The organism is Actinomadura sp. CNU-125, assembly GCF_001942465.1.
Classification (GTDB): Bacteria; Actinomycetota; Actinomycetes; order Streptosporangiales; family Streptosporangiaceae; genus Spirillospora.
This window is the reverse complement of the sequence record NZ_MKJY01000222.1, coordinates 59,579-84,083: the sequence shown is the minus strand read 5'-3', so window position 1 is coordinate 84,083 and position 24,505 is coordinate 59,579. Positions and strand designations below refer to the sequence as shown.

23 protein-coding genes are annotated in these 24,505 nt (G+C 70.9%); 17 read left to right on the top strand and 6 right to left on the bottom strand.

All coding sequences use genetic code 11. From position 1 onward, the window contains the following. Positions 1–90: 90 nt before the first annotated feature. From ftsH to BJF79_RS24680, 7 genes are all read left to right on the top strand, one after another. On the top strand, positions 91–2,109 hold the full coding sequence (ftsH, locus tag BJF79_RS24710) for an ATP-dependent zinc metalloprotease FtsH (RefSeq protein WP_075900847.1): 2,019 nt from the start codon (positions 91–93) through the stop codon (positions 2,107–2,109). A gap of 5 nt (positions 2,110–2,114) precedes the next feature. After that, on the top strand, positions 2,115–2,729 hold the full coding sequence (folE, locus tag BJF79_RS24705) for a GTP cyclohydrolase I FolE (protein WP_075900845.1): 615 nt from the start codon (positions 2,115–2,117) through the stop codon (positions 2,727–2,729). 197 nt (positions 2,730–2,926) lie between these two features. Continuing rightward, on the top strand, positions 2,927–3,856 hold the full coding sequence (gene folP, locus BJF79_RS24700) for a dihydropteroate synthase (RefSeq protein WP_075900843.1): 930 nt from the start codon (positions 2,927–2,929) through the stop codon (positions 3,854–3,856). After that, positions 3,853–4,290: a nuclear transport factor 2 family protein gene (locus tag BJF79_RS24695; protein ID WP_075900841.1), complete on the top strand. Its 438-nt coding sequence runs from the start codon at positions 3,853–3,855 to the stop codon at positions 4,288–4,290. The genes folP and BJF79_RS24695 overlap by 4 nt, the downstream gene beginning before the upstream one ends. Beyond that, the gene (gene folB, locus BJF79_RS24690) at positions 4,287–4,652 is read left to right on the top strand and encodes a dihydroneopterin aldolase (protein ID WP_075900839.1); all 366 of its coding nucleotides are present in this window, start codon (positions 4,287–4,289) and stop codon (positions 4,650–4,652) included. The genes BJF79_RS24695 and folB overlap by 4 nt, the downstream gene beginning before the upstream one ends. Positions 4,653–4,696: 44 nt before the next feature. Next, positions 4,697–5,236, top strand: a complete 540-nt coding sequence (gene folK, locus BJF79_RS24685; RefSeq protein WP_410050136.1) for a 2-amino-4-hydroxy-6-hydroxymethyldihydropteridine diphosphokinase — start codon at positions 4,697–4,699, stop codon at positions 5,234–5,236. Continuing rightward, on the top strand, positions 5,233–5,709 hold the full coding sequence (locus tag BJF79_RS24680) for a DUF3180 domain-containing protein (protein ID WP_075900835.1): 477 nt from the start codon (positions 5,233–5,235) through the stop codon (positions 5,707–5,709). Before folK ends, BJF79_RS24680 begins: the two co-directional genes overlap by 4 nt. A gap of 287 nt (positions 5,710–5,996) precedes the next feature. Here the strand turns inward: BJF79_RS24680 and BJF79_RS24675 are convergent, their stop codons facing one another. Beyond that, positions 5,997–7,157 carry an NADH-quinone oxidoreductase subunit D gene (locus tag BJF79_RS24675; RefSeq protein ID WP_075900833.1) on the bottom strand — a complete coding sequence of 387 codons (1,161 nt, stop codon included), beginning with the start codon at positions 7,155–7,157 and terminating at the stop codon, positions 5,997–5,999. Positions 7,158–7,235: 78 nt separating this feature from the next. On the opposite strand from BJF79_RS24675, the gene BJF79_RS24670 reads away from it, so the two are divergent. Beyond that, positions 7,236–7,883, top strand: coding sequence for a PH domain-containing protein (locus BJF79_RS24670; protein WP_083733823.1), 648 nt, complete (start codon positions 7,236–7,238; stop codon positions 7,881–7,883). A gap of 254 nt (positions 7,884–8,137) precedes the next feature. After that, positions 8,138–9,442 carry a PH domain-containing protein gene (locus BJF79_RS24665; RefSeq protein WP_262402520.1) on the top strand — a complete coding sequence of 435 codons (1,305 nt, stop codon included), beginning with the start codon at positions 8,138–8,140 and terminating at the stop codon, positions 9,440–9,442. A 14-nt stretch (positions 9,443–9,456) separates the two neighbouring features. On the opposite strand, the gene BJF79_RS24660 is transcribed toward BJF79_RS24665, so the two are convergent. After that, the gene (locus BJF79_RS24660) at positions 9,457–10,398 is read right to left on the bottom strand and encodes a DMT family transporter (RefSeq protein ID WP_075900831.1); all 942 of its coding nucleotides are present in this window, start codon (positions 10,396–10,398) and stop codon (positions 9,457–9,459) included. 25 nt (positions 10,399–10,423) lie between these two features. Here BJF79_RS24660 and BJF79_RS24655 point away from each other — a divergent pair, with 25 nt between their 5' ends. Further along, positions 10,424–11,812, top strand: coding sequence for a PLP-dependent aminotransferase family protein (locus tag BJF79_RS24655; protein ID WP_262402519.1), 1,389 nt, complete (start codon positions 10,424–10,426; stop codon positions 11,810–11,812). Positions 11,813–12,054: 242 nt separating this feature from the next. After that, positions 12,055–13,257 (top strand): cytochrome P450, encoded by a 1,203-nt coding sequence (locus tag BJF79_RS24650; protein WP_262402518.1) that lies wholly within the window; start codon positions 12,055–12,057, stop codon positions 13,255–13,257. Positions 13,258–13,577: 320 nt separating this feature from the next. Here the strand turns inward: BJF79_RS24650 and soxR are convergent, their stop codons facing one another. The 4 genes from soxR to BJF79_RS24635 all read right to left on the bottom strand — a co-directional run bounded on the left by soxR (position 13,578) and on the right by BJF79_RS24635 (position 17,035). After that, the gene (soxR, locus tag BJF79_RS24645; RefSeq protein ID WP_075900825.1) at positions 13,578–14,069 is read right to left on the bottom strand and encodes a redox-sensitive transcriptional activator SoxR; all 492 of its coding nucleotides are present in this window, start codon (positions 14,067–14,069) and stop codon (positions 13,578–13,580) included. 32 nt (positions 14,070–14,101) lie between these two features. Further along, positions 14,102–14,458: a hypothetical protein gene (locus tag BJF79_RS51440; protein ID WP_083733821.1), complete on the bottom strand. Its 357-nt coding sequence runs from the start codon at positions 14,456–14,458 to the stop codon at positions 14,102–14,104. A gap of 13 nt (positions 14,459–14,471) precedes the next feature. Then, positions 14,472–15,608 carry an MFS transporter gene (locus BJF79_RS24640; protein ID WP_083733819.1) on the bottom strand — a complete coding sequence of 379 codons (1,137 nt, stop codon included), beginning with the start codon at positions 15,606–15,608 and terminating at the stop codon, positions 14,472–14,474. Positions 15,609–16,066: 458 nt separating this feature from the next. Continuing rightward, positions 16,067–17,035, bottom strand: a complete 969-nt coding sequence (locus BJF79_RS24635) for an SAM-dependent methyltransferase (protein ID WP_262402517.1) — start codon at positions 17,033–17,035, stop codon at positions 16,067–16,069. Positions 17,036–17,155: 120 nt separating this feature from the next. Between BJF79_RS24635 and BJF79_RS24630 the strand changes: the two genes are divergently transcribed. The 6 genes from BJF79_RS24630 (at position 17,156) to BJF79_RS24605 (ending at position 24,483) form a co-directional block, all read left to right on the top strand. Beyond that, the gene (locus BJF79_RS24630) at positions 17,156–18,307 is read left to right on the top strand and encodes a sensor histidine kinase (protein WP_262402516.1); all 1,152 of its coding nucleotides are present in this window, start codon (positions 17,156–17,158) and stop codon (positions 18,305–18,307) included. A 106-nt stretch (positions 18,308–18,413) separates the two neighbouring features. Further along, entirely contained in the window at positions 18,414–19,100 is a 687-nt protein-coding gene (locus BJF79_RS24625) for a response regulator (RefSeq protein ID WP_075900821.1), read from the top strand. A 167-nt stretch (positions 19,101–19,267) separates the two neighbouring features. Next, a complete protein-coding gene (locus tag BJF79_RS24620) occupies positions 19,268–19,534 on the top strand; it encodes a chaplin family protein (protein WP_075900819.1) in 267 nt (88 codons plus the stop codon). Between the two features lie 253 nt (positions 19,535–19,787). Then, positions 19,788–20,561, top strand: a complete 774-nt coding sequence (locus BJF79_RS24615; protein WP_187357052.1) for an ABC transporter ATP-binding protein — start codon at positions 19,788–19,790, stop codon at positions 20,559–20,561. Further along, a complete protein-coding gene (locus BJF79_RS24610) occupies positions 20,561–23,074 on the top strand; it encodes an ABC transporter permease (RefSeq protein ID WP_075900817.1) in 2,514 nt (837 codons plus the stop codon). The genes BJF79_RS24615 and BJF79_RS24610 overlap by 1 nt, the downstream gene beginning before the upstream one ends. 497 nt (positions 23,075–23,571) lie before the next feature. Beyond that, positions 23,572–24,483, top strand: coding sequence for a Rossmann-like and DUF2520 domain-containing protein (locus BJF79_RS24605; RefSeq protein WP_262402515.1), 912 nt, complete (start codon positions 23,572–23,574; stop codon positions 24,481–24,483). The last annotated feature ends 22 nt before the right edge of the window (positions 24,484–24,505 follow it).

The following is a 24,505-nucleotide window of genomic DNA, read 5'->3' as shown; positions in this document are numbered from 1 at the left end:
GGTCGCAGTGGCGTCCGTCCTCCGGGGCGGGCGAGGATCGCACACAGACGTTGGTCAGGAGGGACGGGCCCCGAAGGGGTAACCGGATAAATGGACGTGAAGCGCTACTTTCGCGGGCCGCTGCTGTGGATCCTGCTGTTCGGCCTCTTGATCGCCCTCGTCATGTGGGGGGTCAACCCCGGCCGCTCGTACGAGAAGGTCGACACCTCCAAGGTGGTCCAGGAGATCGCCCAGGGCAAGGTGAAGTCCGCAAAGATCATCGACAAGGATCAGCGGATCGAGATCACGCTCAAGAGCGGTGAGCAGCAGCAGGCTTCCTGGGTCAGCGGCCAGGGGCTCGAGCTCCAGAACCAGCTGCAGAAGCAGGCCGCCGCCGGCACCATGCCGGGCGGCTACGACATCGAGGTTCCGCAGCAGAGCATGTTCGTCAGCCTGCTGTTCAGCCTGTTGCCGATCGTCATCATCGTGCTGATCTTCCTGTTCATCATGAACCAGATGCAGGGCGGCGGCTCGCGGGTGATGAACTTCGGCAAGTCGAAGGCCAAACTCATCACCAAGGACACCCCGAAGACGACGTTCGCCGACGTCGCCGGGGCCGAGGAGGCCCTCGAAGAACTCGAGGAGATCAAAGACTTCCTGCAGAACCCGGCGAAGTTCCAGTCGATCGGGGCGAAGATCCCCAAGGGCGTCCTGCTGTACGGCCCGCCCGGTACCGGCAAGACGCTGCTGGCGCGCGCCGTGGCCGGTGAGGCGGGCGTGCCCTTCTACTCGATCTCCGGTTCGGACTTCGTCGAGATGTTCGTCGGCGTCGGCGCGTCCCGCGTCCGCGACCTGTTCGAGCAGGCCAAGACCAACGCCCCGTCGATCATCTTCATCGACGAGATCGACGCCGTCGGACGGCACCGCGGTGCGGGCCTCGGCGGCGGCCACGACGAGCGGGAGCAGACCCTCAACCAGCTGCTCGTCGAGATGGACGGCTTCGACGTCAAGGGCGGCGTCATCCTGATCGCCGCCACGAACCGTCCCGACATCCTGGACCCGGCGCTGCTGCGTCCCGGCCGGTTCGACCGCCAGGTCACCGTCGACCGTCCCGACCTGGAGGGCCGCAAGGGCATCCTGCGGGTGCACGGGCGCGGCAAGCCGTTCGCGCCGGACGTCGACCTCGACGTCATCGCGCGGCGCACCCCCGGGTTCACCGGCGCCGACCTGTCCAACGTGATCAACGAGGCGGCGCTGCTGACCGCGCGGTTCGACCGCAAGCTGATCGACATGGACACCCTTGAGGAGTCCATCGACCGCGTCATGGCCGGGCCGGAGCGCAAGACCCGGGTGATGTCGGAGAAGGAAAAGAAGATCATCGCCTACCACGAGGGCGGGCACGCGCTGGTGGCGCACGCGCTGCCGAACTCCGACCCCGTGCACAAGGTGACGATTCTGCCGCGCGGCCGGGCCCTGGGCTACACCATGACCCTGCCGATGGAGGACAAGTTCCTCACGACGCGTTCGGAGATGACCGACCAGCTCGCGATGCTGCTGGGCGGCCGTACCGCCGAGGAGCTCGTGTTCCACGAGCCCACGACCGGCGCGTCCAACGACATCGAGAAGGCCAGCTCGATCGCCCGCAACATGGTGACCGAGTACGGCATGAGCGAGCGTCTGGGCGCCCGTAAGTTCGGCTCGGGTCAGGGCGAGGTCTTCCTCGGCCGCGACATGGGCCACGAGCGCGACTACTCCGAGGACATCGCGTCCGCGATCGACGACGAGGTCCGCCGTTACATCGAGACGGCCCACGACACCGCCTGGGAGATCCTCACCGAGTATCGGGACGTCCTGGACGAGCTCGTGGTGAACCTCATGGAGAAGGAGACCCTCTCCAAGGACCAGGTGCTGCAGGTCTTCGCGCCGATCCAGAAGCGGCCGCACCAGAACTCCTACACCGGGTACGGCAAGCGCCTCCCGTCGGACCGCCCGCCGGTGCTGACGGCCAAGGAGCTCGCCCTGCTCGGCCCGCAGGAGGTCACCGACCTCACCAAGGGGAACGGTCAGGGCAACGGGCAGAGCAGTGTTCCGGGGCCGGAGACGACCGACCCGCTCAAGGGCGAAGGCTGACCCAGGTGACCGATCCCTTCGATGACGCTCCGCTGCCCGACGCGCCCCCAGGGTTCGATCAGGGCAGGATCGAGAAGGCCGTCCGCGAGATCCTGTTCGCGATCGGGGAGAACCCCGATCGCGACGGGCTCCGCGACACCCCGGCGCGCGTCGCGCGTGCGTACGCCGAGCAGTTCGCGGGCCTGCGGCAGCGTCCGGAAGAGGCGCTCACCACGGTGTTCGACGCTGGCCATGAGGAAATGGTCCTGGTGAAGGACATCGGGGTGTACAGCGTCTGCGAACACCACCTCGTCCCGTTCCACGGCGTGGCCCACGTCGGGTACACGCCGAACGAGAAGGGTCAGATCACCGGCCTGTCGAAGCTGGCCCGGCTGGTGGACGTGTACGCGCGTCGCCCGCAGGTGCAGGAGCGTCTGACGAGCCAGGTCGCCGACGCGCTCATGAACGTCCTGGAGCCGCGCGGCGCGATCGTGGTGATCGAGGCCGAGCATCTGTGCATGACGATGCGCGGGGTGCGCAAGCCCGGTGCGCGGACGGTGACGTCCGCCGTCCGCGGCGACTTCCGCGATCACGCCGAGACGCGCGCCGAGGCGATGAGCTTGATTCTGGGCCGCTCCTGATCTCGACTCCACTCCGAGTACCCGAACACGCCGGAACGGGCCTCAGCGACGAACTGAGGCCGTTCCGGCGTGTTCGGGGAGTGTGAGGGGCGCGGGTCGGGCGGTGGCCGGTGCGGTTCCCGGGGACTGCGCGCCGGGGGACGGCGCGTGCGGAGGGCGAGATCGAGACACCGAGACCACGACATAGGGTTGATGCCATGACCGCTGCCGACGTTCCAGGACTGCCCGCACCGGGGCGGTGCCTCGTCATGGGTGTGGTCAACGTGACCCCCGACTCCTTCTCGGACGGCGGCGCCTGGTTCGACCACGAGAAGGCGATCCACCACGGGCTGAACCTGGTCGCGGAGGGCGCCGACATCATCGACGTGGGCGGCGAGTCGACGCGTCCGGGCGCGCAGCGCGTGTCCCGCGAGGAGGAGCTGCGCCGCGTCGTCCCCGTCATCGAGGCGCTCACCGCCGAGGGCGTCCCGGTCAGCGTGGACACCATGCGCGCGGAGGTCGCCGAAGCCGCGATCGGCGCGGGCGCCCGGATCGTCAACGACGTGAGCGGCGGCCTGGCCGACCCCGACATGCCCCGTGCGGTCGCCCGGGCCGGCATCCCGTACGTCGTGATGCACTGGCGGGGCCACAGTCACGACATGCAGACCCGAGCCCTGTACCAGGACGTCGTCCGTGAAGTACGGGACGAGCTGCTGCAGAGAGTCGAGGTCGTCCTGAACGAAGGACTCGACCCGTCCAAAGTGATCCTTGATCCGGGCCTCGGTTTCGCGAAGAACCCGACGGCCGGGCACAACTGGTCCCTGCTCGCCCATCTGGACGCGTTCACGAGCACCGGCTACCCGGTTCTGGTGGGGGCATCCCGTAAGAGCTTCCTGGGACGGCTCCTCACGGACGCGGACGGAACGCCGCGTCCGTTCGGCGAATGCGACGACGCCACAGTCGCGATCACGTCGCTGGTGGCGGCCGCAGGCGGGTGGTGCGTGCGCGTGCACCGCGTCCGCCCGACCGCGACGCCGTCCGCATCGGCGGCCGCCGTGCGCGCGGCCGGGGGAACGGCGGCGGGATCAGGCAAGACCGACCGTGACGCGGCCGATGGCCGCGCCGACTCCGGGAGCGACCGACCATGAACCCTGCGGTGAACCGCGCGGACGTCGGTGAGGTGCACGCGGAGTTCTACGCCGCGTTCGAGGCCGGCGACTACGACCGGATGGCGGCCGTCTGGGCGGACGGCGAGTACGCCCCCGGCGTCTCGTGCGTCCACCCCGGCTGGACCATGCTGCGCGGACGGGAAGAGGTGCTGCGGTCGTGGGCCCTCATCATGGCCAACACCGCCTACATCCAGTTCGTCCTGACCGACGTAGAGACGGACGTCTACGGGGACCACGCGGTAGTCACCTGCAAGGAGAACGTCCTCACCGCCGACGATGAGACGGAAGCGGGATTCCTCGCAGGGGGAAGCATCGTCGCCACCAACGTGTTCGTACGGGTCGAAGAAGAATGGCGGCTTCTGCTTCATCATGGTTCGCCCGTGTTGAACGTCGCTGATACAGAGGAAGAATGAGTCTCGACCGCATCGAACTGCGCGGCCTGCGGGCCAGGGGCAGGCACGGCTGCCTCCCGGCGGAACGCGAACTCGGGCAGGAGTTCGTGGTGGACGCCGTCCTCGGCCTGGACACCCGCCCGGCGGCGGCGGGGGACGACCTGTCCCTGACCGTCGACTACGGGTCCCTCGCCGACCGTCTGGTCGCCGCGGTTTCGGGCGAGCCCGTCGACCTGATCGAAACGCTGGCCGACCGGCTGGCGAAAATATGTCTGGAAGACGCGGCGGTCTCGGAGGTCGAGATCACCGTCCACAAGCCGAACGCCCCGGTGCCGCACCCCTTCACGGACGTGGCCGTGAAGATCCAGAGGAGTCGCCCATGACCGCGCCCGACCGCATGCCCGACCGCACCGCGACCGGCGGGCACATGCTCGTCCACCACCGGGTCGTGTTCTCCCTCGGCAGCAACCTCGGCGACCGCCTGGACAACATCCAGGAGGCCGTGGACGCGCTGTTCGACGCCCCCGGACTCGACTTCGTAGCGTTCTCCCCGGTGTACGAGACCGCGCCGTACGCTCCCCCCGGCGAGACGATCCCGTCCCAGGACGACTACCTCAACATCGTGCTCGTGGCCGACACCCGGCTCCCCCCGGAGACCCTCCTGGAACGGGTGCTCAACATCGAGAACTCCATGCAGCGCGTGCGGGAGGTGCGGTGGGGGCCCCGCACTCTCGACATCGACATCGTGGTCTTCGGTGACGTCGTCTCCGACGACCCCGACCTGACGCTCCCGCACCCGCGCGCGCACGAGCGCGCGTTCGTCCTCGTCCCCTGGGCCGACATCGAGCCGGACGTGCTGCTGCCCGGGCACGGCCGTGTCGGCGACCTCGCCGAGGCGAAAGCCGCAGAGGGCGGTCCGTCGGCCGTGCACCGCCGGACGGATCTGACGCTGCAGCAGCCTGCATGAAGCCGTCGCGCCCGCTCTTCCTCGTCGGCCTGCTGGTCGTCGTCGCGGTGATCACCTGGGCGGTGCTGCGCACGGCCTACCTGTCGCTGCCGCCGGTGCCCTGGACCACGGTGCCGACGCTGCTGCTGCTGGCCCTCGCCGAGGGGATCAGCGGCTTCAACGTGCTGCGCCGCATCCGCCGCAAACCGGGCACGCGGCCGGTCGAGCCGCTCGCCGTCGCGCGGCTGGCGGCCCTCGGCAAGGCCAGCGCGCACGCCGCCGCGGTGATCGCGGGCGTGTTCGGCGGGTTCGCGATCAGCGTCGTCAACGCCCTCGACAAGCCGACGCCCCGGCACGACTTCTTCGCGAGCGGAGCGACGTTCCTGGCCGCGGCCGTCCTGGTGGGCGCCGCTTTCTTCCTTGAGTACGCCTGCCGGGTGCCCGGCGGCCCGGACGACGAGGAGGAGCGCCGCAACGGCGCCTCCCGAGCCTGAACGGCCACCGTCCCGTTGCTGCGAGCGATGGTCGCCCGCCCGTAAGGGCGCCGCACCGGCCGCCCGACGGGGCGCGCCCGTAGGGCACCCACGCCATCGTGCGCGTGGGTCGGCCTTCGGCGGGGCCCGGTAGGTGCGCCCGCTCGGATGTCCTCGGTCGGGCCTTTACGGGTGGTGTGGCGGTTACCTGGCGGCCCCTGGCGGGCCCGCCCTGCGGGGAGGGCGGGCTCCTTCGCGCGCGGCCGCAGGGCGCCCTGCGCCCGGAGGCCGTGCGGGGCGGTCCCCGGTCACTTGTCGATGTCGCCGACCACGAAGAACGTCGACCCGAGGATCGCGATCATGTCGGCGACGAGGTTGCCGGGCAGCAACTCGGCCAGCACCTGGACGTTGTTGAACGACGCGGAGCGCAACTTCAACCGCCACGGCGTCTTCTCCCCACGCGACACCAGGTAGTAGCCGTTGATGCCGAGCGGGTTTTCCGTCCACGCGTAAGTGTGGCCCTCCGGAACCTTCAAGACCTTCGGCAGGCGCTGGTTGATCGGGCCTTTGGGCAGATCGGCGAGGCGATCCAGGCACGCGTCGGCGAGGTCCAGCGACGCGTACACCTGGTCGAGGAGGCACTCGAAACGTGCCAGCGCGTCGCCCTCCGAGCGGGTCACCACGCGGACGTCCAGTTCCTCATAGGCGAGGTACGGTTCGTCCCTGCGAAGGTCGAAGTCCACACCGGACGCGCGTGCGATCGGGCCAGAGACGCCGTACTGCAGGATCTGCTCCCGGGTGAGCACCCCAACGCCCCGTGTGCGCGCGCGGAAGATCTCGTTGTCCATGATGAGGTCCGCGATGTCGCTCATCCGACCCCGCACGACCGAGACCGCGTGGCGCGCACGTCCCGTCCAGCCGGCGGGCAGGTCGTCCTTGAGCCCGCCCACCCGGTTGAACATGTAGTGCATACGGCCGCCGGAGATTTCCTCCATCACCCGTTGCAGTTCTTCACGCTCACGGAACGCGTAGAAGATGGGTGTCATCGCGCCCACTTCCAAGGGGTACGACCCAAGGAACATGAGGTGGTTGAGGATCCGGTTCAACTCGGCGAGCAGCGTCCTGGCCCATACGGCCCGGACCGGCACCTCCATGCCCAGCATCCGCTCCACCGCCAGGACGACCCCGAGTTCGCTGGAGAACGCCGACAGCCAGTCGTGCCGGTTGGCGAGCACGATGATCTGCCGGAAGTCGCGGACCTCGAACAGCTTCTCCGCACCCCGGTGCATGTATCCGATGATGGGTTCGGCCGCCGAGATCCGCTCGCCGTCCAGGGTCAGGCGGAGCCGGAGCACACCGTGCGTGGACGGGTGCTGCGGCCCGATGTTCAAGGTCATGTCCTCGGTGGCGAGCTCCTTGCCCAGGGAGTTCGAGCCCGCACCGATCCCGACGATCCGTTCCGTGGTCATGGTCGCGTCTCCGCCGCTCCGGTCACCGTGCCATGCTCCCATGGCGGCGGATGCCCGTTTCCGGTTGACTAGGGTCCGATGAACCCGAACCACGGCGGACAGCCGTACGACCCCGCCGCGCAGCCGCAGCCGCAGCCGCCGCAGGGTCCCGCGCAGGGCGAGGCCGGGCAGGCCGCGCCGGTGGACGGGCCGTATCCGCCGCCCGGAGCGGTCGCCGCACCACCCCAGTACCGTCCGGACGAGGCGTTCGCGCCCGGCGGCGGGCTCGTGTGGCGTCCCATATCCGGACGCCACACCGGGCAGCGGGCCCTCACGGCCTTGCTCTGGGCGATTCCGGTGGGCGCACTGGGCGTCTTCCTGCTGGGACGCGACGGCGGGCTGGCCCCCGCGGCCATGTGGGTGTTCGCGGTCCTGCTGGCGGCCGTCGTCGTCGGGATCGTGGCCGAACTCGATCGCCGCTCCTTCGGCTACGCCGAGCGCGCCGACGACCTCATCGTGACGCACGGCGTGTTCGTCAAGCGCCTCATCGTCGTGCCGTACGGACGGATGCAGTTCGTCGACGTGACCGCGGGGCTGCTGCAGCGCTGGATGGGCATCGCGACCGTCCGCATGCACACCGCGGCGGCCGCCACGGACGCGACCGTCCCGGGCCTGCCCGCCGCGGAGGCCGCGCTGCTGCGCGACCGTCTCGCGCAGAAGGGCGAGGAGAGGAGCATGGGCCTGTGAGCGGCCCCTACGGCCCGCCGCCCGGTGGCCCCGGCCCGTACGGTGCCTACGGGCCGCCCGGTCCGCCTGGGCCGCCCGGGCCGCCTGGACCGCAGGGACGGCCCGGGCCCTACGGCCAACCTGGTCCGTACGGCCCGCAGGGCCAGCAGCCACATCCTCCCTACGGTCCGCCCGGCCCGTACCAAGGGCCGCCTTACGGCCCGCCCCGACCGCCGTACGGCTACCCCATGCAACGCCCTCCGGTGCGGTTTTCTGTGGGCACACACAGGTTGCACTGGGCGACGGTGCCGCTGCGCGCGTTCGTGTTCCTGATCGTGTACTTCGTCTTGCTGGGCTTTCCGCTCCTGCTGACCCAGACCGAGGAAGGCATCGTCCTCGCCCTCACCCCCGAGGTGATCGCGAGGTTCTTGATCGTGTCGGTGCCCATGGCCGTGATCGCGGTCGGAACCGGCCTGTGGACGTGGCTGGCGCTGCGCTTCCGGGTCGACGGCGACGATCTCGTCGTGGAGACGGGCCTGCTGCGCAAGCGCAAACGCCGCATCCCGCTGTCGCGCATCCAGGCCGTCGACATCGTCCGCCCGCTCGTCACCCGCGTTTTCGCCCTCGCCGAGGTCCGCGTGGAGTTGGCGGGCGGCGAGCAGAGCGAGATCGTCCTGCGCTATCTGGGACGTCACTCCGCCCAGCAGTTGCGCGCGGAACTCCTCGCCCTCGCCGCCGGACTGCCCGGGCACACCCCGGAGGCTCCCGAACGGCACGTGTGGCGCGTCCCCTTCGGAGCGCTCTTCTCGTCGCTCTTCCTGCGCTGGCCCGTTATGGGGACGATCCTGCTTTTCCTGGGCTCGCTGGTGTTCATGGTGGTGTACGCAGAGGGCGGCATCCTTGCCGTCACCGTGCCGATCCTGCTCGGGCTCATCCGCGCCGTGGTCGCACCCCTGGTGATGTACGCGAACTTCCGTGTCGCCTTGTCACCGGACGGGATCAGGCTGCGATACGGGCTTCTCGAAACTCGAATGCAGACGCTCCCTCCTGGCCGTGTGCAGGCGGTCGGCATCGTCGAACCGGCGATCTGGCGGAGCCTCGGCTGGGTCCGGGTCGAGATCACCGTGGCGGGGTACGCGGGCGAACGGCAGGCCCTGTCCTCGACGCTCCTGCCGGTAGCCCCGCGTCATGTCGCGATGCACCTGGTTTCGCAGGTGTTCCCGGGGACGCACGTGGACGCCGTCCCGCTCCTCCCGGCGTCCGCGAAGGCCCTGACGATCGACCGTCCGGACGGCGCCGGGACCGACGACGTCATCTTCGTGACACGGCACGGCTGGCCCTGCCGCCGGACCGATGTGATCGCCCACGCGCGCGCGCAAAGCGTCCGTCTGACCGTGAACCCGTTCCAACGGCTCCTGGGGTTGGCGACCGTTCACGTCGACGCGCCGCCGGGATCGGTTCAGGTCGCCGCGGCCGACCGTGACCTGGGAGAGGCGCGCGCGATCGTCGAGTCGACGGCGCGCAGGGCCCGCGCGGCCCGCAAGGCGGGCGGCGACCCGTCCCATTGGGCGGCCCGCTGACACCCGCCTAGGGTTCACCCGGGTCGTTCGGAACCGGCCCCCCGTCCCTGCCGGGCGTGTACGGCGCCGGTGGCGCAGGCGATCACGGCGATCCCGCCGAGGACGGTGGTCCAAGCGAGCCGCTCGTGGAGGAACAGCGCCGCCCAGCAGAGGGTCATCACGGGCTGGACGAGCTGGACTTGACCGACGCGCGCCATCGGGCCGATCGCCAGCCCGCGATACCAGGCGAAGAAGCCGAGGAACATGCTCACGACCCCGAGATACGCGAACGCGGCCCACTCGGCCGGGCCGCCGGTCACGGGCTGCCGGGCGAGCGATGCCGCGCTGACCAGCACCATCAACGGTGCGGAGACCACGAGCGCCCAGGACACGGTCTGCCACGCGCCGAGTTCACGGGCGAGGAGGCCGCCCTCCGCGTAGCCGATCGCGGCCGCGAGCACGGCGCCGAACAGCAGCAGGTCGGAACGGTGGAGTCCGCCGAGCCCGCCGCCCTGCGACGACGCGAACGCGATCGCGGCGACGGCACCGACGGCCGCCATGATCCAGAACGGGACGGGCTGCCGTTCGTGGCCGCGGAGCGCGGCCGTCACCGCGGTCGCCGCGGGCAGCAGCGCGATCACGATCGCCCCGTGGCTCGCCGGTGCGGTGGTGAGGGCGAACGAGGTCAGCAGCGGGAAGCCGGCGACCACCCCGCCCGCGACGACCGCCACCCGCACCCACTGGGCCCCGCACGGGGGCCGTTGCCGGGTGATCGCCAGCGCGGCGGTCGCGAGTAGCGCGGCGACGACCGCGCGGCCGGAGCCGACGAACAGCGGAGACATCCCGCCGCCCGCGACGGTGACACGGGTGAACGGAACGGTGAACGAGAACGCCGCGACACCGATCAGACCCCAGTAGAGCCCGACCGTCGATAGCGGGGTGGTCTTCTGATGAGTAGCGCTACTATTAGCTGACATGTATGACGATAGCAGTGCCCGTATCGTGGCAGGGCTCCGCGAGTGGATCGCCGAGGCGGCGCCGGGCGCGAAGCTCCCGTCCACTCGGGCGCTGGTCGCCCAGTACGGCGCGAGCCCGGTCACGGTGCAGAAGGCACTGCGGACTTTGGCGTCCCAAGGGTTGGTCGAAGCGCGACCCGGTGTGGGCACGTTCGTCCGTGCCGTACGTGTCGTACGCCCGAACGACTACGGATGGCAGACCGCTGCGCTGGGGGCGCCCCAGAGCACCATGCCGCGGACTTCCACGGCGTTGCGGACGGCCCCCAACGATGTGATCGCCCTGCACTCGGGCTACCCGGACCGCGAGTTGCTGCCCGAACGCCTGGTCAAGTCGGCGTTCGCCCGCGCGGCCCGCACCGACGCCGCCGTCGCCCGTCCGCCGTCCGCCGGGCTGCCGGAGTTGCAGGCATGGTTCGCCGCCGAACTCGGCGCCGCGACCCCCGCGTGGGGTGCGCCACCGGCGCCGAGCGACGTCATCGTCTTCCCCGGCAGCCAGAGCGGGCTCGGCAGCGTGTTCCGCGCGCTCGTCGGCGCGGACCGTCCGCTGCTGGCGGAGTCCCCGACGTACTGGGGTGCGATCCTCGCCGCGGCGCAGGTCGGCGTACAGGTCGTGCCGATCCCCAGCGGACCCGGCGGACCCGATCCGGACGAACTGGCGCGCGCGTTCGAGCGGACCGGGGCCCGCGCGTTCTACGCCCAGCCGAACTTCGCCAATCCGACCGGCGCCCGATGGTCTCCCGACCTGGCCGATCGAGTGCTCGATATCGTCCGGCGGCACGGCGCGTTCCTCGTCGAAGACGACTGGGCGCACGACTTCGGCATCTCCGCGGACCCGGCTCCGGTCGCGGCCCGGGACGACGCGGGGCACGTCGTGTACCTGCGGTCGCTGACCAAGAGCGTCTCCTCCGCCGTGCGCATCGCCGGAGTCGTCGCCCGCGGTCCCGCCCGTGAACGCGTTCTCGCCGCCGCCCAGGCCGAATCGATGTACGTCAGCGGCATGTTGCAGGCCGTCGCGCTGGACGTCGTCACCCAGCCCGCCTGGCGCACGCACCTGCGCGGCGTGCGCCGCCGGCTCGCCGCCCGCCGTGACCTCCTGATCGGTGCGCTGCGGGAGCACGTCCCCGCCGCCGTCCTGGAAACCGTGCCGCAGGGAGGGCTGAACCTGTGGATACGGCTGCCCGACGCCACCGACCTCGTACGTCTGGCCCGGGACTGCGAAACCTCGGGAGTCGTCATCGCTTCGGGCGACGAGTGGTTTCCCGCCGAGCCGACCGGTGCCTTCCTGCGGCTCAACTACTCCGGCCCGAATCCCGGCGCCTTCCCGGAAGGGGCCCGTGTCATCGGCGAGATGCTCGCACGGCAGCGATCCGCATAGCGCGGAAGGTCTCGGCGGCTCGGCCGGGCGAGTCGCCGTCGATCGAGTTATCCACAGAACGAGTTTCTAGTTACTCCGGGCGCCGGCTTCACCGAGCATGAAATCGGCCGGTCCGCCCACTGGGGGGATGGGCGGGCCGGTCCCGTCGAAGAGCACGCCATCGAGCACGGAGGTGTCTGATGAGGCAGCCCGAACACGCGGCGCCCGCAGGAACGGAACGGGCATATCGTTCGAGGATGAGCGTGAAGTCCTACGATCCCTGGTCGCCCGATTTCGTGGCGGACCCCTACCCGGTGTTCGAACGGCTCCGGGAAGAACGGCCGGTGTTCTTCCACGAGCCGACGGAACAGTGGGTGATCAGCAGATACGAGGACGTCGATGCGCTCCTGCGCGACCGTCGGCTCGGACGCTCGTATCTGCACGTGGCGAGCCACGCGGAGTTCGGCAGAGAACCGGAGGCCGAGTTCCTCGAACCGTTCTGGAATCTCGTCCGGGCCGGAATGCTGGACGTCGAACCGCCCACGCACACCCGGCTGCGGCGGCTGGTGTCCAAGGCGTTCACCGCACGGATGGTCGAGGGGCTGCGCCCGACCATCGGACGGCTGGCCGGGGAACTGGCCGAGGGGCTCGCGGCCAGAGGCGGCGGCGACCTGCTCGCGGAGGTCGCCGAACCGCTCCCGGTGAACGTCATCGCCGAAATGCTCGGCGTCCCTACCGAAGACCGGCCCCTGCTGCGGCCCTGGTCGGCCGACATCTGCGGGATGTACGAACTGAACCCGTCGGAGGAGACCCAGCGGACGGCCGTCCGTGCCGCCGTCGAGTTCTCCGACTACCTGCGCGGCCTGGCTCGCTCCCGCCGCGACGAGCCGCGCGACGACCTGATCAGCGCGCTCGCACAGGTGGTCGACGATGGCGACCGGCTCACCGAGGACGAACTGATCGGCACGTGCGTCCTGCTGCTCAACGCCGGGCACGAGGCCACGGTGAACGCCACCGGCAACGGATGGTGGTCGTTGTTCCGCAACCCGGACGAGCTCGAACGGCTCCGCGCGGATCCCTCGCTCGTCCCGACGGCCGTCGAGGAGCTGCTGCGCTACGACACCCCGGCGCCGATGTTCGAACGCTGGGTGCTGGAGGACATCACCGTTGCCGGAACCGACATCCCGCGCGGCGCCGAGGTCGCACTGCTGTTCGCGTCCGCCAACCGTGATCCCGCGGTGTTCACCGACCCGAACCGTCTCGACCTGAGCAGAGACCCGAACCCGCACATCACGTTCGGGCTCGGCATCCACTACTGCCTGGGCGCACCGCTCGGCCGCATCGAAATGGCGGAGTCCTTCGGCGCCCTGCTGAGAACCGCACCGGGAATGCGACTGACCGCCGAGCCCAAGTGGAAGCCCGGCTTCGTCCTGCGCGGCTTGGAGGCCCTCCACGTCGAATGCTGAGCCGCCACGAGGCCCCCTCCGCGAACCGGCGAACGCGGCCTGAATCGGACGCCGCCGCGAACCCGCGAACCCGCGAACCCGCGAACCCGCGAACCCGCGGGCCACGTCGGGCCACGTCGGGCCACGTCGGGCCACGTGGCGCCGCGTGGTGCCACCGGCGCTCGTGCGGAACCATGGGCGTCCGTGCGGAACCACCAGCGCTCGTGCGGGACAACCGGCGCCCGTACGCGGGACAACCGGCGCCCGTGCGCGAAACCACCGGCGCCCGGGCATGTCTGTTCCGTCCGTACCTTCATGGGATCCATGCATCGTGTTTCGGTTCACGAGGCGGACGGGCCGCGAGGCCGCCGGTGCATGGGGGCTTGGTTCTGCTGGAGCCGCACCGGGCCGGGGCCTCGGCCGCCGAGGGCGTCGTCGGGATTGAGGAGGAGACACGCCTTCATCGACAGGCAGCCGCAGCCGATGCACCCGGTGAGTTCGTGTTCGAGACCTTCGATGACGCGGCGGCGTTCCTCCAGCTGTCTCTTCCACCGCCGGGAGACCCGCTGCCAGTCCTTGTGGGTGGGAGCACGATCGGTGGGCAGCCCGGCGAAGACCTCGGCGACGTCCGACAGCGGAATATGGAGGCGCTTGGCCACGATGATCAGAGAGATGCGACGGAGCATGTGCCGGGAGAAGATGCGCTGGTTGCCGCTGCTGCGCTCACTGAAGATCAGTCCTTTGCTTTCGTAGAAGTGCAGAGCGGAGGCGGGCACCCCGGTTCGGCGAATGACCTCGCCGATCGTGAGCTGGTCGTCTGGACTGGCACGCACGGATCATTCCTTGCCGATTCGGACGCCGATGGTCAGGTGGTGCGGCGCAGCGCCGCGGTGCGGCCGTAGATCAGCACGGCCACGACGATCGACAGGAGGAGACAGAGCAGGCCGACGCCCAGCTGGGTCATCTGCCACGACCAGGTGAAGGCGTTCAACTCGGCGGCTTCCGCACCGGCGGTGAGACGTCCGGCGGCGACCTCGGCGGCGCGGGACGTGCCGTCGAGCCTGGCCGAGAGGAGACCGACGAGGGACGCGCTGTACGCGGCGATCACGAGAGCCTCCGCCGCTCCCCGCAGCGTGTTGAGGAAACCGGCGGCCATGCCGACGGCATCGGCCCGGACCAGCGCCATGGCCTGGCCGTCGGTGATGCCGAAGGACGCTCCCATGCCGATGGCCCGATCAGCACGAGGGCGCCGCGACGGTTCTCACGGCGTCGTCGGCGCCGAGGGTCATCAGCCACAGGTTCCCGGCCACGACCAGCAGCAGCGCGACGAGGATCAGCGGGCGGGCCGGGACGCCCTTGTTCACGAGGGCGACGGCGGCCATCGGCATGAACAGCACGGGAGCGGTCAGCAGCAGCATCGCCATCCCCGCCGCCGCGGGGGACAGATCTGCCGCCGACTGCAGGTAGGTGGGCAGGAAGACCAGAACACCCAGGAAACCGATGGAGGTGGTCAGAGTCGCCAGGCTCCACCCCATGAAACCGCGGTCGGCGAGGAGGGCCGGCGCGAGCACCGGGGCGGCGCTGCGCCGCTGGACGACGCCGAAGACGACCAGCACCGCCAGGCCCGCGATGCCGGTGAACAGGACGACCGGATGCGCCCAGCCGAGCGCGGGTGCTTCAAGCAACGCGAACATCAGGAGCGTCAGTGCCGCGACGAACAGGACGCTGCCCGCCCAATCGGTTCGGCCGACGCCGGTCGCGCGGGACTCACGGGCACGGGTTCCGCCCGAGGCGACCAGCAGGCCGACTCCGGCGAAGACCGCGAAGCCCTCCCGCCACCCGGTGGCGCTGATCAGCAGCCCCGACAGGGTCGGGCCGATGGCGATGCCGACACCGGCCATGGTGCCCATCAGGGCGAAGGCGCGATTGCGGGCCGCGCCGTCGTAACCGGCGGCGAGGATGGCGCCGCCGGCCGCCATGATCCCGGCGCCGCCCGCGCCGGAGACGACACGGGCGATGTCGGTGACGACGATCGTCGGGCTCAGCGCCGTCCCGAGGAATCCGGCGGTGAAGACCAGTGAGGAGAGGACGAAGACCCGGCGGCGGCCGATCCGGTCGGCCGTCGAGCCCGCGATGAGCGTCATGGCCGCGAAGGTCAGGTTGTAACCGGCGACGACCCAGTTCAAGGGGGATCCGGAGGCGTCGAGATCACGACCGATGCTCGGCAGCGCCACCGCCGTGCCCGAGATGGACATCGCCACAAGGACGACACCGACCAGGATTACCGGAAGCGTCAGCCGGGACGGCCGATCCGCCGGAACCGGCGGCGGAGGAGGGGGATCGGTCGTCGTGCTGTCGGTGCTGTTCGCCATGGCTTTTCGCTTTCTGTCGTCCCGAGGCAGACGGCGAACAGCCCACCAGCTCAACTGAAGTTGAGGTCAAATGCCCTGGTCAGGACACCTCTGTACGCATCCGTCAAGGACACCGCACAGCTGCGGTCAACCGAGAGCCGGTAACGGCGTCGTCGCATCGGCGCCCGAATGCGGGCCCTGAAGCGTGCGCGAAGTGCGCGGAAGCCTGCGGGCGTGTGTGGGAGACGGTGCCATGCGAAGTGCGTGCGCGTGCGCGTAGGGGCGTACGGGGCCCGGGAAGGTGCCGTGGTGTCCGCAGGAGAGCGCGTGCGTCGTTGTGGTGATCTGCTGGGGGCCGGGTTGGAGAGGGGTGGCGCGCTGGGGCGGTCGCCTTGGAATGGCGATTCGAGGTGTCCCGGGTGGGGCTTAGCGGGGCGGGGTCGTTAGGAGGTCGGGGAGGGGGATGTGCTTGGTCTGTGTCAGCCAGCCGAAGCCGCCGAGGCCGTGCGGATCGGTGAGTTCGGCGTCCTCGCCCGCGTGGCAGAGGGCGGCGACGTAGGCGCGGGGATCGCGGTGGGCGAGGTCCAGCGGGGGGCGGGCACCGGTGAGGCCGAGGGCGCGCAGGGCGGCGCGCTGGGTGGTGAGGACGGTCGCGGTGGCGCCCGCGCGTTCGCCCTCGACGGCGCAGGCGTCCAGGGCGACGTGCGCGGTGACGTCGCAGGAGCGTCGGGGACGGCGGGGACCGTCGAGCCGTCGCGGTAGCCGGCCAGGGTGCCGTACGGGGGGCGGGAGCCCCGGGAGTGGGCGTAGTCGACGGCGATCGCGAGGCCGCGGTCCAGGCGGCGCAGGACGGCGCCCCAGGCCGCGCAGCGGGGGCGGCCGACCTCGGCGCGGTCGCCGGCCTCGGTGAGCGGCCACCAGCGGTCGAGCCAGGCGCGGTCGTCGGCGGACGGTTCCGGGCCGGGGCGTTCGGCGCCGCTGGCGGGGTCGACGAGCATCGTCCGGACACCGTCGGGGGTCTGTTCGACCACGTCGAGGGGGATGTTGTCGAGCCACTCGTTGGCTATGGCGAGGCCGGTGAAGGAGCGGGGGATGTCGGGACGCCAGGTCATGTCGGCGGGGAGGCCGGGCGGGCGGGGCGCGATCTCCACGGCGGTGGGGGCGAGGCGGGCGCGCAGATCGGAGGAGATACAGGTCAGGACGTTCGTGAGGAGGGCGCCGGACCCGGCGCCGACGTCCACCAGGTCGAGGCGGGAGGGGTGATCGAGTGCCGAGTCCACGTCGGTGAGGAGCCGGGCGATGGCGGCGGCGAAACGAGGTGACGCGTGCACCGAGGTCCGGAAGTGCTCGGCGGGGCGCTCGCCGCGCCGGTAGAACCCCTGCTCCCCGTACAGCGCGCGCTCCATCGCGGTGCGCCAGGGCAGCCACTCGGTGACCAATGCCTCCACGGGGGCGACGTTACCGTGAGCGGCCCTCTCCCGGACCATCCTCGCGGCGGAGCACCGTCAGACTTCCGGCTGATCCGATGCTGACCTGGCGGTACATAGCCTGTCCGCATGGTCGGGAGGATGTGGGAGTGGCTTCGGGGTAAGACGCCGCTGGTCGACGCGTTCCTCGCGGCGCCCCTCGTACTGTTCTCGTTGCCGGGGTTCCTCAGCGGCGCGTACGGCATGTCCATGGTCTTGTACATAGTGCTGACGGCCGCGCTGCTGCTGCCGCTGGTGCTGCGGCGGACCTACCCGCGGGCGGTCTTCGCCGTGGTCGCGTTGATCTCGGGCGTGCAGTGCGCGCTGGGGGGCATGCCGGTGCCCGCGAATTTCGCGGTCTTCATGGGGTTGTACACGGTGACGGCCGGGTTCACGCTGCGGTGGGGCGTCGCCGCGGCGCTGGTCGCGGAGGTCGGCGCGGTGATGGCGACGTTCCGATACACGGGCGGGACGGGGGATCGCCGGTACTCGTTCACGATGCTGACGGTGATCATCGCGGGGGTCTGGCTGCTGGGGCTGCACATGCGGACGCGCCGCGCGTACCTGCGCTCGCTGGAGGAGCGGGCGGAACGGCTGGAGCGGGAGCGCGACGCCGAGGTGAAGGTGGCGATGGCCGCGGAGCGGGCGGGCATCGCGCGCGAGCTGCACGACGTCGTGGCGCACAACGTCAGCGTGATCGTGGTCCAGGCGGACGGCGCGTCCTACGCGATCGAGCACGATGTGGCCCGGGCCCGGCAGGCGCTGGAGGCGATCTCCACGACCGGACGGTACGCGCTGGGCGAGATGCGGCGGCTGCTGGGCGTCCTGCGGGAGGACGACGACGCGGGGGCGTACGCGCCGCAGCCGGGGGTGGCGGAACTCGACGACCTGGTGGGTCAGGTCCGCGCGTCGGGCCTGCCGGTGACGTTCGAGGTGGCGGGCACGCCGCCGGACCTTTCGCAGGGCCGTCAGCTCACGGTCTTCCGGATCGTCCAGGAGGCGCTGACCAATACGCTCAAGCACGGCGGGCCGCGGGTGTCGGCGATGGTGCGGCTCGATTACGGACGGGACTCCGTCGAGGTCCGGGTGGACGACGATGGTCGCGGGGCCGCGGCGTCCGACGACGGGCGCGGCCACGGCCTGATGGGGATGCGGGAGCGCGCGGCGGTGTATGGCGGCACGGTGCGGGCCGCGCCCCGGCCGGGCGGTGGTTTCGAGGTGCTTGCCCGCATTCCTACCGGTGATGATGAATGACGTCGCATATCGCGACCATTCCGACGTGTTCTGGACGCCCCGCCGCATCGCGAACACGCAGAACATTGGATGAGCGGTACTAACGGAATAGAGGGGAGTTTTCGGGATGGATGCGGAGAGCGGGGCGATCAGGGTCGTTCTGGTGGACGATCAGGAACTGGTGCGGGCGGGGTTCGCGATGGTCCTGGACGCCCAGCCGGACATCGAGGTGGTGGGGGAGGCCGGTGACGGCCTCCAGGTGCTGGAGTTGCTGCGCGCCACGCGAGCGGACGTGGTGCTGATGGACGTCCGGATGCCGCGGATGGACGGGATCGAGGCGACCCGCCGGATCGTGGCGGCCGGGGAGAAGCCGAAGGTCGTCATCCTGACCACGTTCGATCTGGACGAGTACGCGTTCGCGGCGATCAAGGCGGGGGCGGGCGGGTTCCTGCTCAAGGACGCGGGGCCGGCGCATCTGATCGAGGCGATCAAGGCGGTGCACTCGGGAGACGCGGTGGTGGCGCCGAGCACGACGAAGCGGCTGCTGGACCGGTTCGCGGTGCACCTGCCCGACGCGGGGCGGGCCGTGAGCGGGGCGCTGGAGAGCCTGACCGAGCGGGAGGGGGAGGTGCTGCGGCTGGTCGCGCGGGGGATGTCGAACGCGGAGATCGCCGACCGCCTCTATGTGTCGGAGGCGACGGTAAAAACGCATATGGGGCGGATTCTGACCAAGCTTCAGTTGCGGGATCGAGTTCAGGCGGTGGTCTTCGCCTATGAGACAGGTCTGGTGAAAAGCGGTCAAAATGGTAACTGACTGTAACGACTAGATCACCCCATGATGACTTTTTGCCTTCATCGGGGCGGCTTCGATTGGCATACCCGAAAGTAGCTGAGTAACTACCGTATGCGACGCCGTCCTCCCGGGGCGGCGTCGGGCAACGTCAGCTCGGGCCCACAAAGCCCACGTACGGGAGGACTCTCGTGATCAAGAAGCTCGCCGCCACCGGCGTTCTCGGCTTCGCCGTCACCGCCTCGGCCCTCGCCGCCGCACCCGCCGCCTACGCGGGCGGCGGGCACGACGGCGGCCCGTTCTCGGGCAACGAGACGAGCGGCAACTTCAGCATCCTGGGCGGCAACCAGGTCATCGCGCCGATCTCGGTATCGGTCAACGTCTGCGGCAACGCCGTCGCGGTCGTCGGCATCGCGGCGGCCCAGTGCGAGGGCGGCTCCGAGGTCGAATTCGACTGATCCGTACGGCACCGAACGCCGGGGGTCCCGCGGGGGCCTCCGGCGTTCGCCTTTCCCTGGATCTTCCAGGGGTTTCTCCGGAGGGTTTCCCGGGGGTCGGCGGGAGGGCTGATCAAGACGTACGACTCAGGTCGTACACGGCGGCCCGAGACAGCCTCAATGCCGATGCGGAGCGTGGCCGTGAGGGCGATGGCACGGCGGCCGCGGATTCCTAGCGTGGTCAGTGGTCGTAACCGCCCATGAAGGAGTCACCGTGACCAGCACGTTCACCGGCCCCACCGGAGGGTCTCCCGCCGCAGCCGTGCCGCCGGCCGTCGTCGCCGCGGAGGTGTCGAAGGTGTACGGCTCCGGTGACGCGGCCGTGCACGCGCTGCGCGGCGTCAGCGTCGGGTTCGCCCGCGGCGCGTTCACCGCGATCATGGGTCCCTCGGGGTCCGGGAAGTCGACGCTGATGCACTGCCTCGCCGGGCTCGACACGGTGAGCGGCGGGCGGATCACCCTCGGGGACGCGGAGATCACCCGGCTCAACGACCGGCAGCTGACGATGCTGCGGCGCGAGCGGGTCGGGTTCGTCTTCCAGGCGTTCAACCTGCTGCCCACGCTCACCGCCGAGCAGAACATCCTGCTCCCGATGGACCTCGCGGGCCGCAAACCGGACCGCCAGTGGTTCGACCAGGTCGTCGATGTCGTCGGCCTGCGAGACCGGCTCGGGCACCGCCCGAACGAACTGTCCGGCGGCCAGCAGCAGCGCGTGGCGTGCGCGCGCGCACTCGTCGCCCGTCCCGAGGTCATCTTCGCCGACGAGCCCACCGGCAACCTCGACTCCCGTGCGGGCGCCGAGGTGCTGGAGTTCCTGCGCTCGTCCGTCCGGGAGATGGGGCAGACGATCGTCATGGTCACCCACGACCCGGTGGCGGCCTCGTACGCCGACCGGGTGGTGTTCCTGCGCGACGGCGAGATCGTGAGCGAGATCGCGGAGCCGACGCCGGAGACGGTGCTGGACCGGCTGAAGAGCCTGGGGGCCTGATGCTGAAGACGACGCTGGCGGGCCTGCGGGCCCACAAGCTGCGGCTCGTGCTGACGGCCGTCGCGATCACTCTCGGGGTCGGGTTCATCGCCGGGACGTTCGTTCTGACCGACACGGTCGACAAGGCGTTCGGCCAGACGTTCGCGAAGTCCGCGGGGAAGATCGACGTCGCGGTACTACCGGGGGAGGGCGCCGAGGGCGAAGGCGCCGACGGCGAGAGCGGCATTCCGCAGGACGTCCTCGAGAAGGTGCAGGCCGTTCCCGGGGTCACGAAGGCCGCCGGGCTGGTGCGGGGCGACGCCGCCCTGGTCGGCGAGGACGGCAAGGCGATCGGCGACATGCCGACGGTCGGGCTGTCGGTGCCGTCCGAGGAGCTGCTGCGGTACGGGGTCGACGAGGGGCGCGCTCCGCGCGGCGGCGGCGAGGTCGTGATCCACACGGACCTGGCCGAACGGGAGGGCTTCGAGGTCGGCGAGGCCGCGACGGTCCTGGACGCGGGAAACCGGCCGCACCGGTTCACCGTCGTCGGCCTGGTCGACTTCGGCATCGACCAGGAGGCCAGTTACCGGGGCGCCGTCGGGTTCGACACCGCGACGGCGCTGCGGATGACGGGCGAGAAGACCTATCAGGAACTGAACGTGCTCGGCGGCGACGAGGCCGCGATCGCCACGGCCGTCGGCGGCTCGCACGAGGTGCTCACCGGCGAGGAACTGGGCGCGAGGCTCGCCGAGGCGGCGGGCGCCGACACCGAGATCATCCGGACGGGGCTGCTGCTGTTCGGCATGGTCGCGATGCTGGTCTCCGCCCTCGTCATCTACAACACGTTCTCGATCCTGATCGCGCAGCGGATGCGGGAGATGGCGCTGCTGCGCTGCGTCGGCGCGACCCGCCGGCAGGTGTTCGGCAGCGTGGTGACCGAGTCGGTCGTCGTGGGGTTCGTCGGGTCGCTGCTGGGGCTGGCCGCCGGGCTCGGCCTCGGCTGGGGACTGCTGGCGCTGGTGCACCGGTTCAACGACGCCATCCCGGTGGCCGCGCCGACGCTGGCCGTCCGGACGATCGTCTTCGGGCTCGCGGTCGGCGTCGTGGTGACCGTGGTGTCCGCGCTGCTGCCGGCCCGCGCCGCCACCCGCGTCTCACCGGTGACGGCGCTGCGCGCGGAACTGGAGCCGGGCAGCGGCCGGTTCCGCCTGGGCGTCGTCCGGACGCTGTTCGCCGTCCTGTTCTGCGCGCTGGGCCTGGCCGTCGGCGGCTACGCCTCGCTCGTGATGGAGAAGGGCGAGACCGCGATGTACATGGTCGCGGGGGGCGGCTCCCTGTTCTTCTGCGGGGTGATCGCGGCGATGCCGGCGCTGGTGCGGCCGCTCGGCCGATTCGCGGGGGCGGTCCCGGCGCGGGTCGCCGGGGTCCCGGGCCGACTGGCGGTGGCGAACGCGCGGCGCTCCCCGCGCCGGACGGCGACGACGACGATCGCCCTGACGGTCGGCGTCGGGCTGATGAGCCTGTTCGCGGTCATCGCGGCGAGCGGGAAGGCGACGTCGGTCGCGCAGATCGACGAGCAGTTCCCGGTCGAGTTCCAGGTCAACACCCAGTTCGGCGGCGAGGACCAGCGGGTCCCGCACGCGCTGGCCGGGACGCTGCGGCAGCGTCCGGAGTTCTCCCACGTCATCGAGATGCGGGACGCGGAGGCGGCGGTCGGCGGCGACGAGTCGACGGTCTCGACGGTGACCGCGTCGGCCCTCGGGGCCGTGCTGAAGCCGGTGATCACGCAGGGGTCGCTGGCAGACCTGGGGCCGGGCACCGCGCTGGTGGACAAGTTCTACGTGGAGAACCACGGTCTGGCCGTCGGCGACACCACGGAGATCACCTCGAAGCGCGGCACCGCGCAGGTGAAGATCGTCGGGGTGCACGACACGCCCGCGCTCGGCGGAGTGCTCGTCCCCGAGGCCGACTTCGACCGCTACTTCAACGTCCGCGACTCCTCGACGCTCATGATCGAGATGGCCGACGGGGTGGACGCGAACACCGCCCGCAAGGCGATCGAGGACGCCGCCAAGCCGTACCCGACGGTCCGCGTCATGTCCGTCGCGGAGTTCAAGGACACCTTGAGCGACTCCGTGAACACCATGCTGATGATCTTCGGCGGGCTGCTCGGGCTGGCGATCATCATCGCGCTGTTCGGCATCGCGAACACGCTGACGCTGTCGGTGGTCGAGCGCACCCGCGAGTCGGCGCTGCTGCGCGCCCTCGGGATCACCAAGCGGCAACTGCGCCGGATGCTCTCGATCGAGGCACTGGTGATGGCGGTGATCGGCGCGCTGACCGGGGTCGTCCTCGGCGTCGCGTTCGGCTGGGCGGCGACGGAGGCGATGGGCGAAAGCTCGGTGTTCGCGCTCCCGTACGGACAGGTGGCGGCGTTCATCGTCCTCGCCGCGGTGGCCGGGGTGCTGGCCGCCGTCATGCCCGCCCGGCGCGCGGCGAAGGCGTCCATCGTCGAGTCGCTCTCCACGGAGTAAGCCGACCCCGCCCCCGGCCGGTGCGGCCCCGCCGATCGGTCGCCGCACCGGCCGGGGCCGCACGACGGCCGCGCACCCCGGACATTCCCGGGCGCGCGGCCCGTCGCCGTCCCGCCGGTGTCGTGCCCCGGTCACGCGCATGCCAGTGGCCCCGGGCATGCCAGTGGCCCCGGGCATGCCAGTGGCCCCGGGCATGTCGGTGGCCTCGGGCATGGCGGTGGTGCGGGCATGTCGGTGGCCTCGGGCATGGCGGCGGTCGTGGGTGTGGTTGTTGGAGGATGGTCGCTCAGTGGTTTGAGACCGGGGCGCCGCAAGCGGACGCAGTGGCGATTGTGTTGTGGCGTTCGGTGAAAGAAGGTCCCTGGGCCTGAGGTCGAGAGGGACGCGAAGCAAGCATGACCCGGCGGCGGACGTGGCTGGAGTTCGTGGGTACTCTGGGGCCCGCACGTCCGGTACCTACGTTTTGAGGACTGGAACGAACGATGGATTCGCACGCCATGCCTTCTGCCGCGCCCGGAAACGAGCAGCCCGCTCCGGAAGATCGTCCCGCCCGGCTCACGGTCGGGGTCGTGGGCGCGGGCCGTGTCGGTTCGGCGCTCGGTTCGGCGCTCGAACTGGCCGGGCACCGGGTCGTCGCCGCGACGGCGGTGTCGGCGCGGTCGCGGGAGCGGGCGGCCGCACGGCTGCCCGGCGCCGCCCTCACCGACCCGCAGGAAGCGGTGGCCGCCGCCGACCTGGTGCTGCTGACCGTTCCCGACGACCAGTTGCCCGATCTGGCCGCGGGGTTCGTCGCGGCGGGCGTCCAGGTCGCGGGCAAGCTGGTCGTGCACACCAGCGGCCGGTTCGGGACCGCCGTGCTGGACCCGCTGACCCGGGCGGGGGCGCTGCCGCTGGCGCTGCACCCGGTGATGACGTTCACCGGGCGTCCGGACGACGTGGACCGGCTCGCCGGGATCTCGTTCGGCGTCACGGCGCCGGAGCCGCTGCGGCCGGTCGCCGAGGCGCTCGTCGTCGAGATGGCCGGGGAGCCGGTGTGGATCCCCGAGGAGCGGCGGCCGCTGTACCACGCGGCGCTCGCCGGTGGCGCGAACCACCTGGTCACGCTGGTCGTCGAGTCGATGGATCTGCTGCGGACGGCCGGGGTGGACGAGCCGGGCGCGATGCTCGGACCGCTGCTGGGCGCCGCGCTCGACAACGCGCTGCGGCTCGGCATCGACGGGTTGACCGGGCCGGTCGCGCGCGGCGACGCCGGAACGGTCGTCGATCACGTCGCCGAGCTCGGCAAGGTGTCGCCGGAGAGCCGCCGCGCCTACATCGCGCTGGCCCGCCTCACCGCCGACCGGGCGCTCGGCGCCGGGATGCTCAAGCCGGAGGACGCCGAGCGGCTCCTCGAGGCCCTGGCGGACTGACCGCCTTGGACGAGCACGGACC

What these genes read in the sequence shown, in the direction of transcription:
- folK (WP_410050136.1), top strand. Translation starts at nt 4,697, where the DNA reads ATGCTCGTCCACCACCGGGTCGTGTTCTCCCTCGGCAGCAACCTCGGC.
- BJF79_RS24675 (WP_075900833.1), bottom strand. Translation starts at nt 7,157, where the DNA reads ATGACCACGGAACGGATCGTCGGGATCGGTGCGGGCTCGAACTCCCTG.
- BJF79_RS24605 (WP_262402515.1), top strand. Translation starts at nt 23,572, where the DNA reads ATGCCTTCTGCCGCGCCCGGAAACGAGCAGCCCGCTCCGGAAGATCGT.
- BJF79_RS24640 (WP_083733819.1), bottom strand. Translation starts at nt 15,608, where the DNA reads ATGGCGAACAGCACCGACAGCACGACGACCGATCCCCCTCCTCCGCCG.
- folP (WP_075900843.1), top strand. Translation starts at nt 2,927, where the DNA reads ATGACCGCTGCCGACGTTCCAGGACTGCCCGCACCGGGGCGGTGCCTC.
- BJF79_RS24660 (WP_075900831.1), bottom strand. Translation starts at nt 10,398, where the DNA reads ATGTCAGCTAATAGTAGCGCTACTCATCAGAAGACCACCCCGCTATCG.
- BJF79_RS24680 (WP_075900835.1), top strand. Translation starts at nt 5,233, where the DNA reads ATGAAGCCGTCGCGCCCGCTCTTCCTCGTCGGCCTGCTGGTCGTCGTC.
- ftsH (WP_075900847.1), top strand. Translation starts at nt 91, where the DNA reads ATGGACGTGAAGCGCTACTTTCGCGGGCCGCTGCTGTGGATCCTGCTG.
- BJF79_RS24610 (WP_075900817.1), top strand. Translation starts at nt 20,561, where the DNA reads ATGCTGAAGACGACGCTGGCGGGCCTGCGGGCCCACAAGCTGCGGCTC.
- BJF79_RS24630 (WP_262402516.1), top strand. Translation starts at nt 17,156, where the DNA reads ATGTGGGAGTGGCTTCGGGGTAAGACGCCGCTGGTCGACGCGTTCCTC.
- BJF79_RS51440 (WP_083733821.1), bottom strand. Translation starts at nt 14,458, where the DNA reads ATGGGAGCGTCCTTCGGCATCACCGACGGCCAGGCCATGGCGCTGGTC.
- BJF79_RS24695 (WP_075900841.1), top strand. Translation starts at nt 3,853, where the DNA reads ATGAACCCTGCGGTGAACCGCGCGGACGTCGGTGAGGTGCACGCGGAG.
- BJF79_RS24670 (WP_083733823.1), top strand. Translation starts at nt 7,236, where the DNA reads ATGAACCCGAACCACGGCGGACAGCCGTACGACCCCGCCGCGCAGCCG.
- folB (WP_075900839.1), top strand. Translation starts at nt 4,287, where the DNA reads ATGAGTCTCGACCGCATCGAACTGCGCGGCCTGCGGGCCAGGGGCAGG.
- BJF79_RS24625 (WP_075900821.1), top strand. Translation starts at nt 18,414, where the DNA reads ATGGATGCGGAGAGCGGGGCGATCAGGGTCGTTCTGGTGGACGATCAG.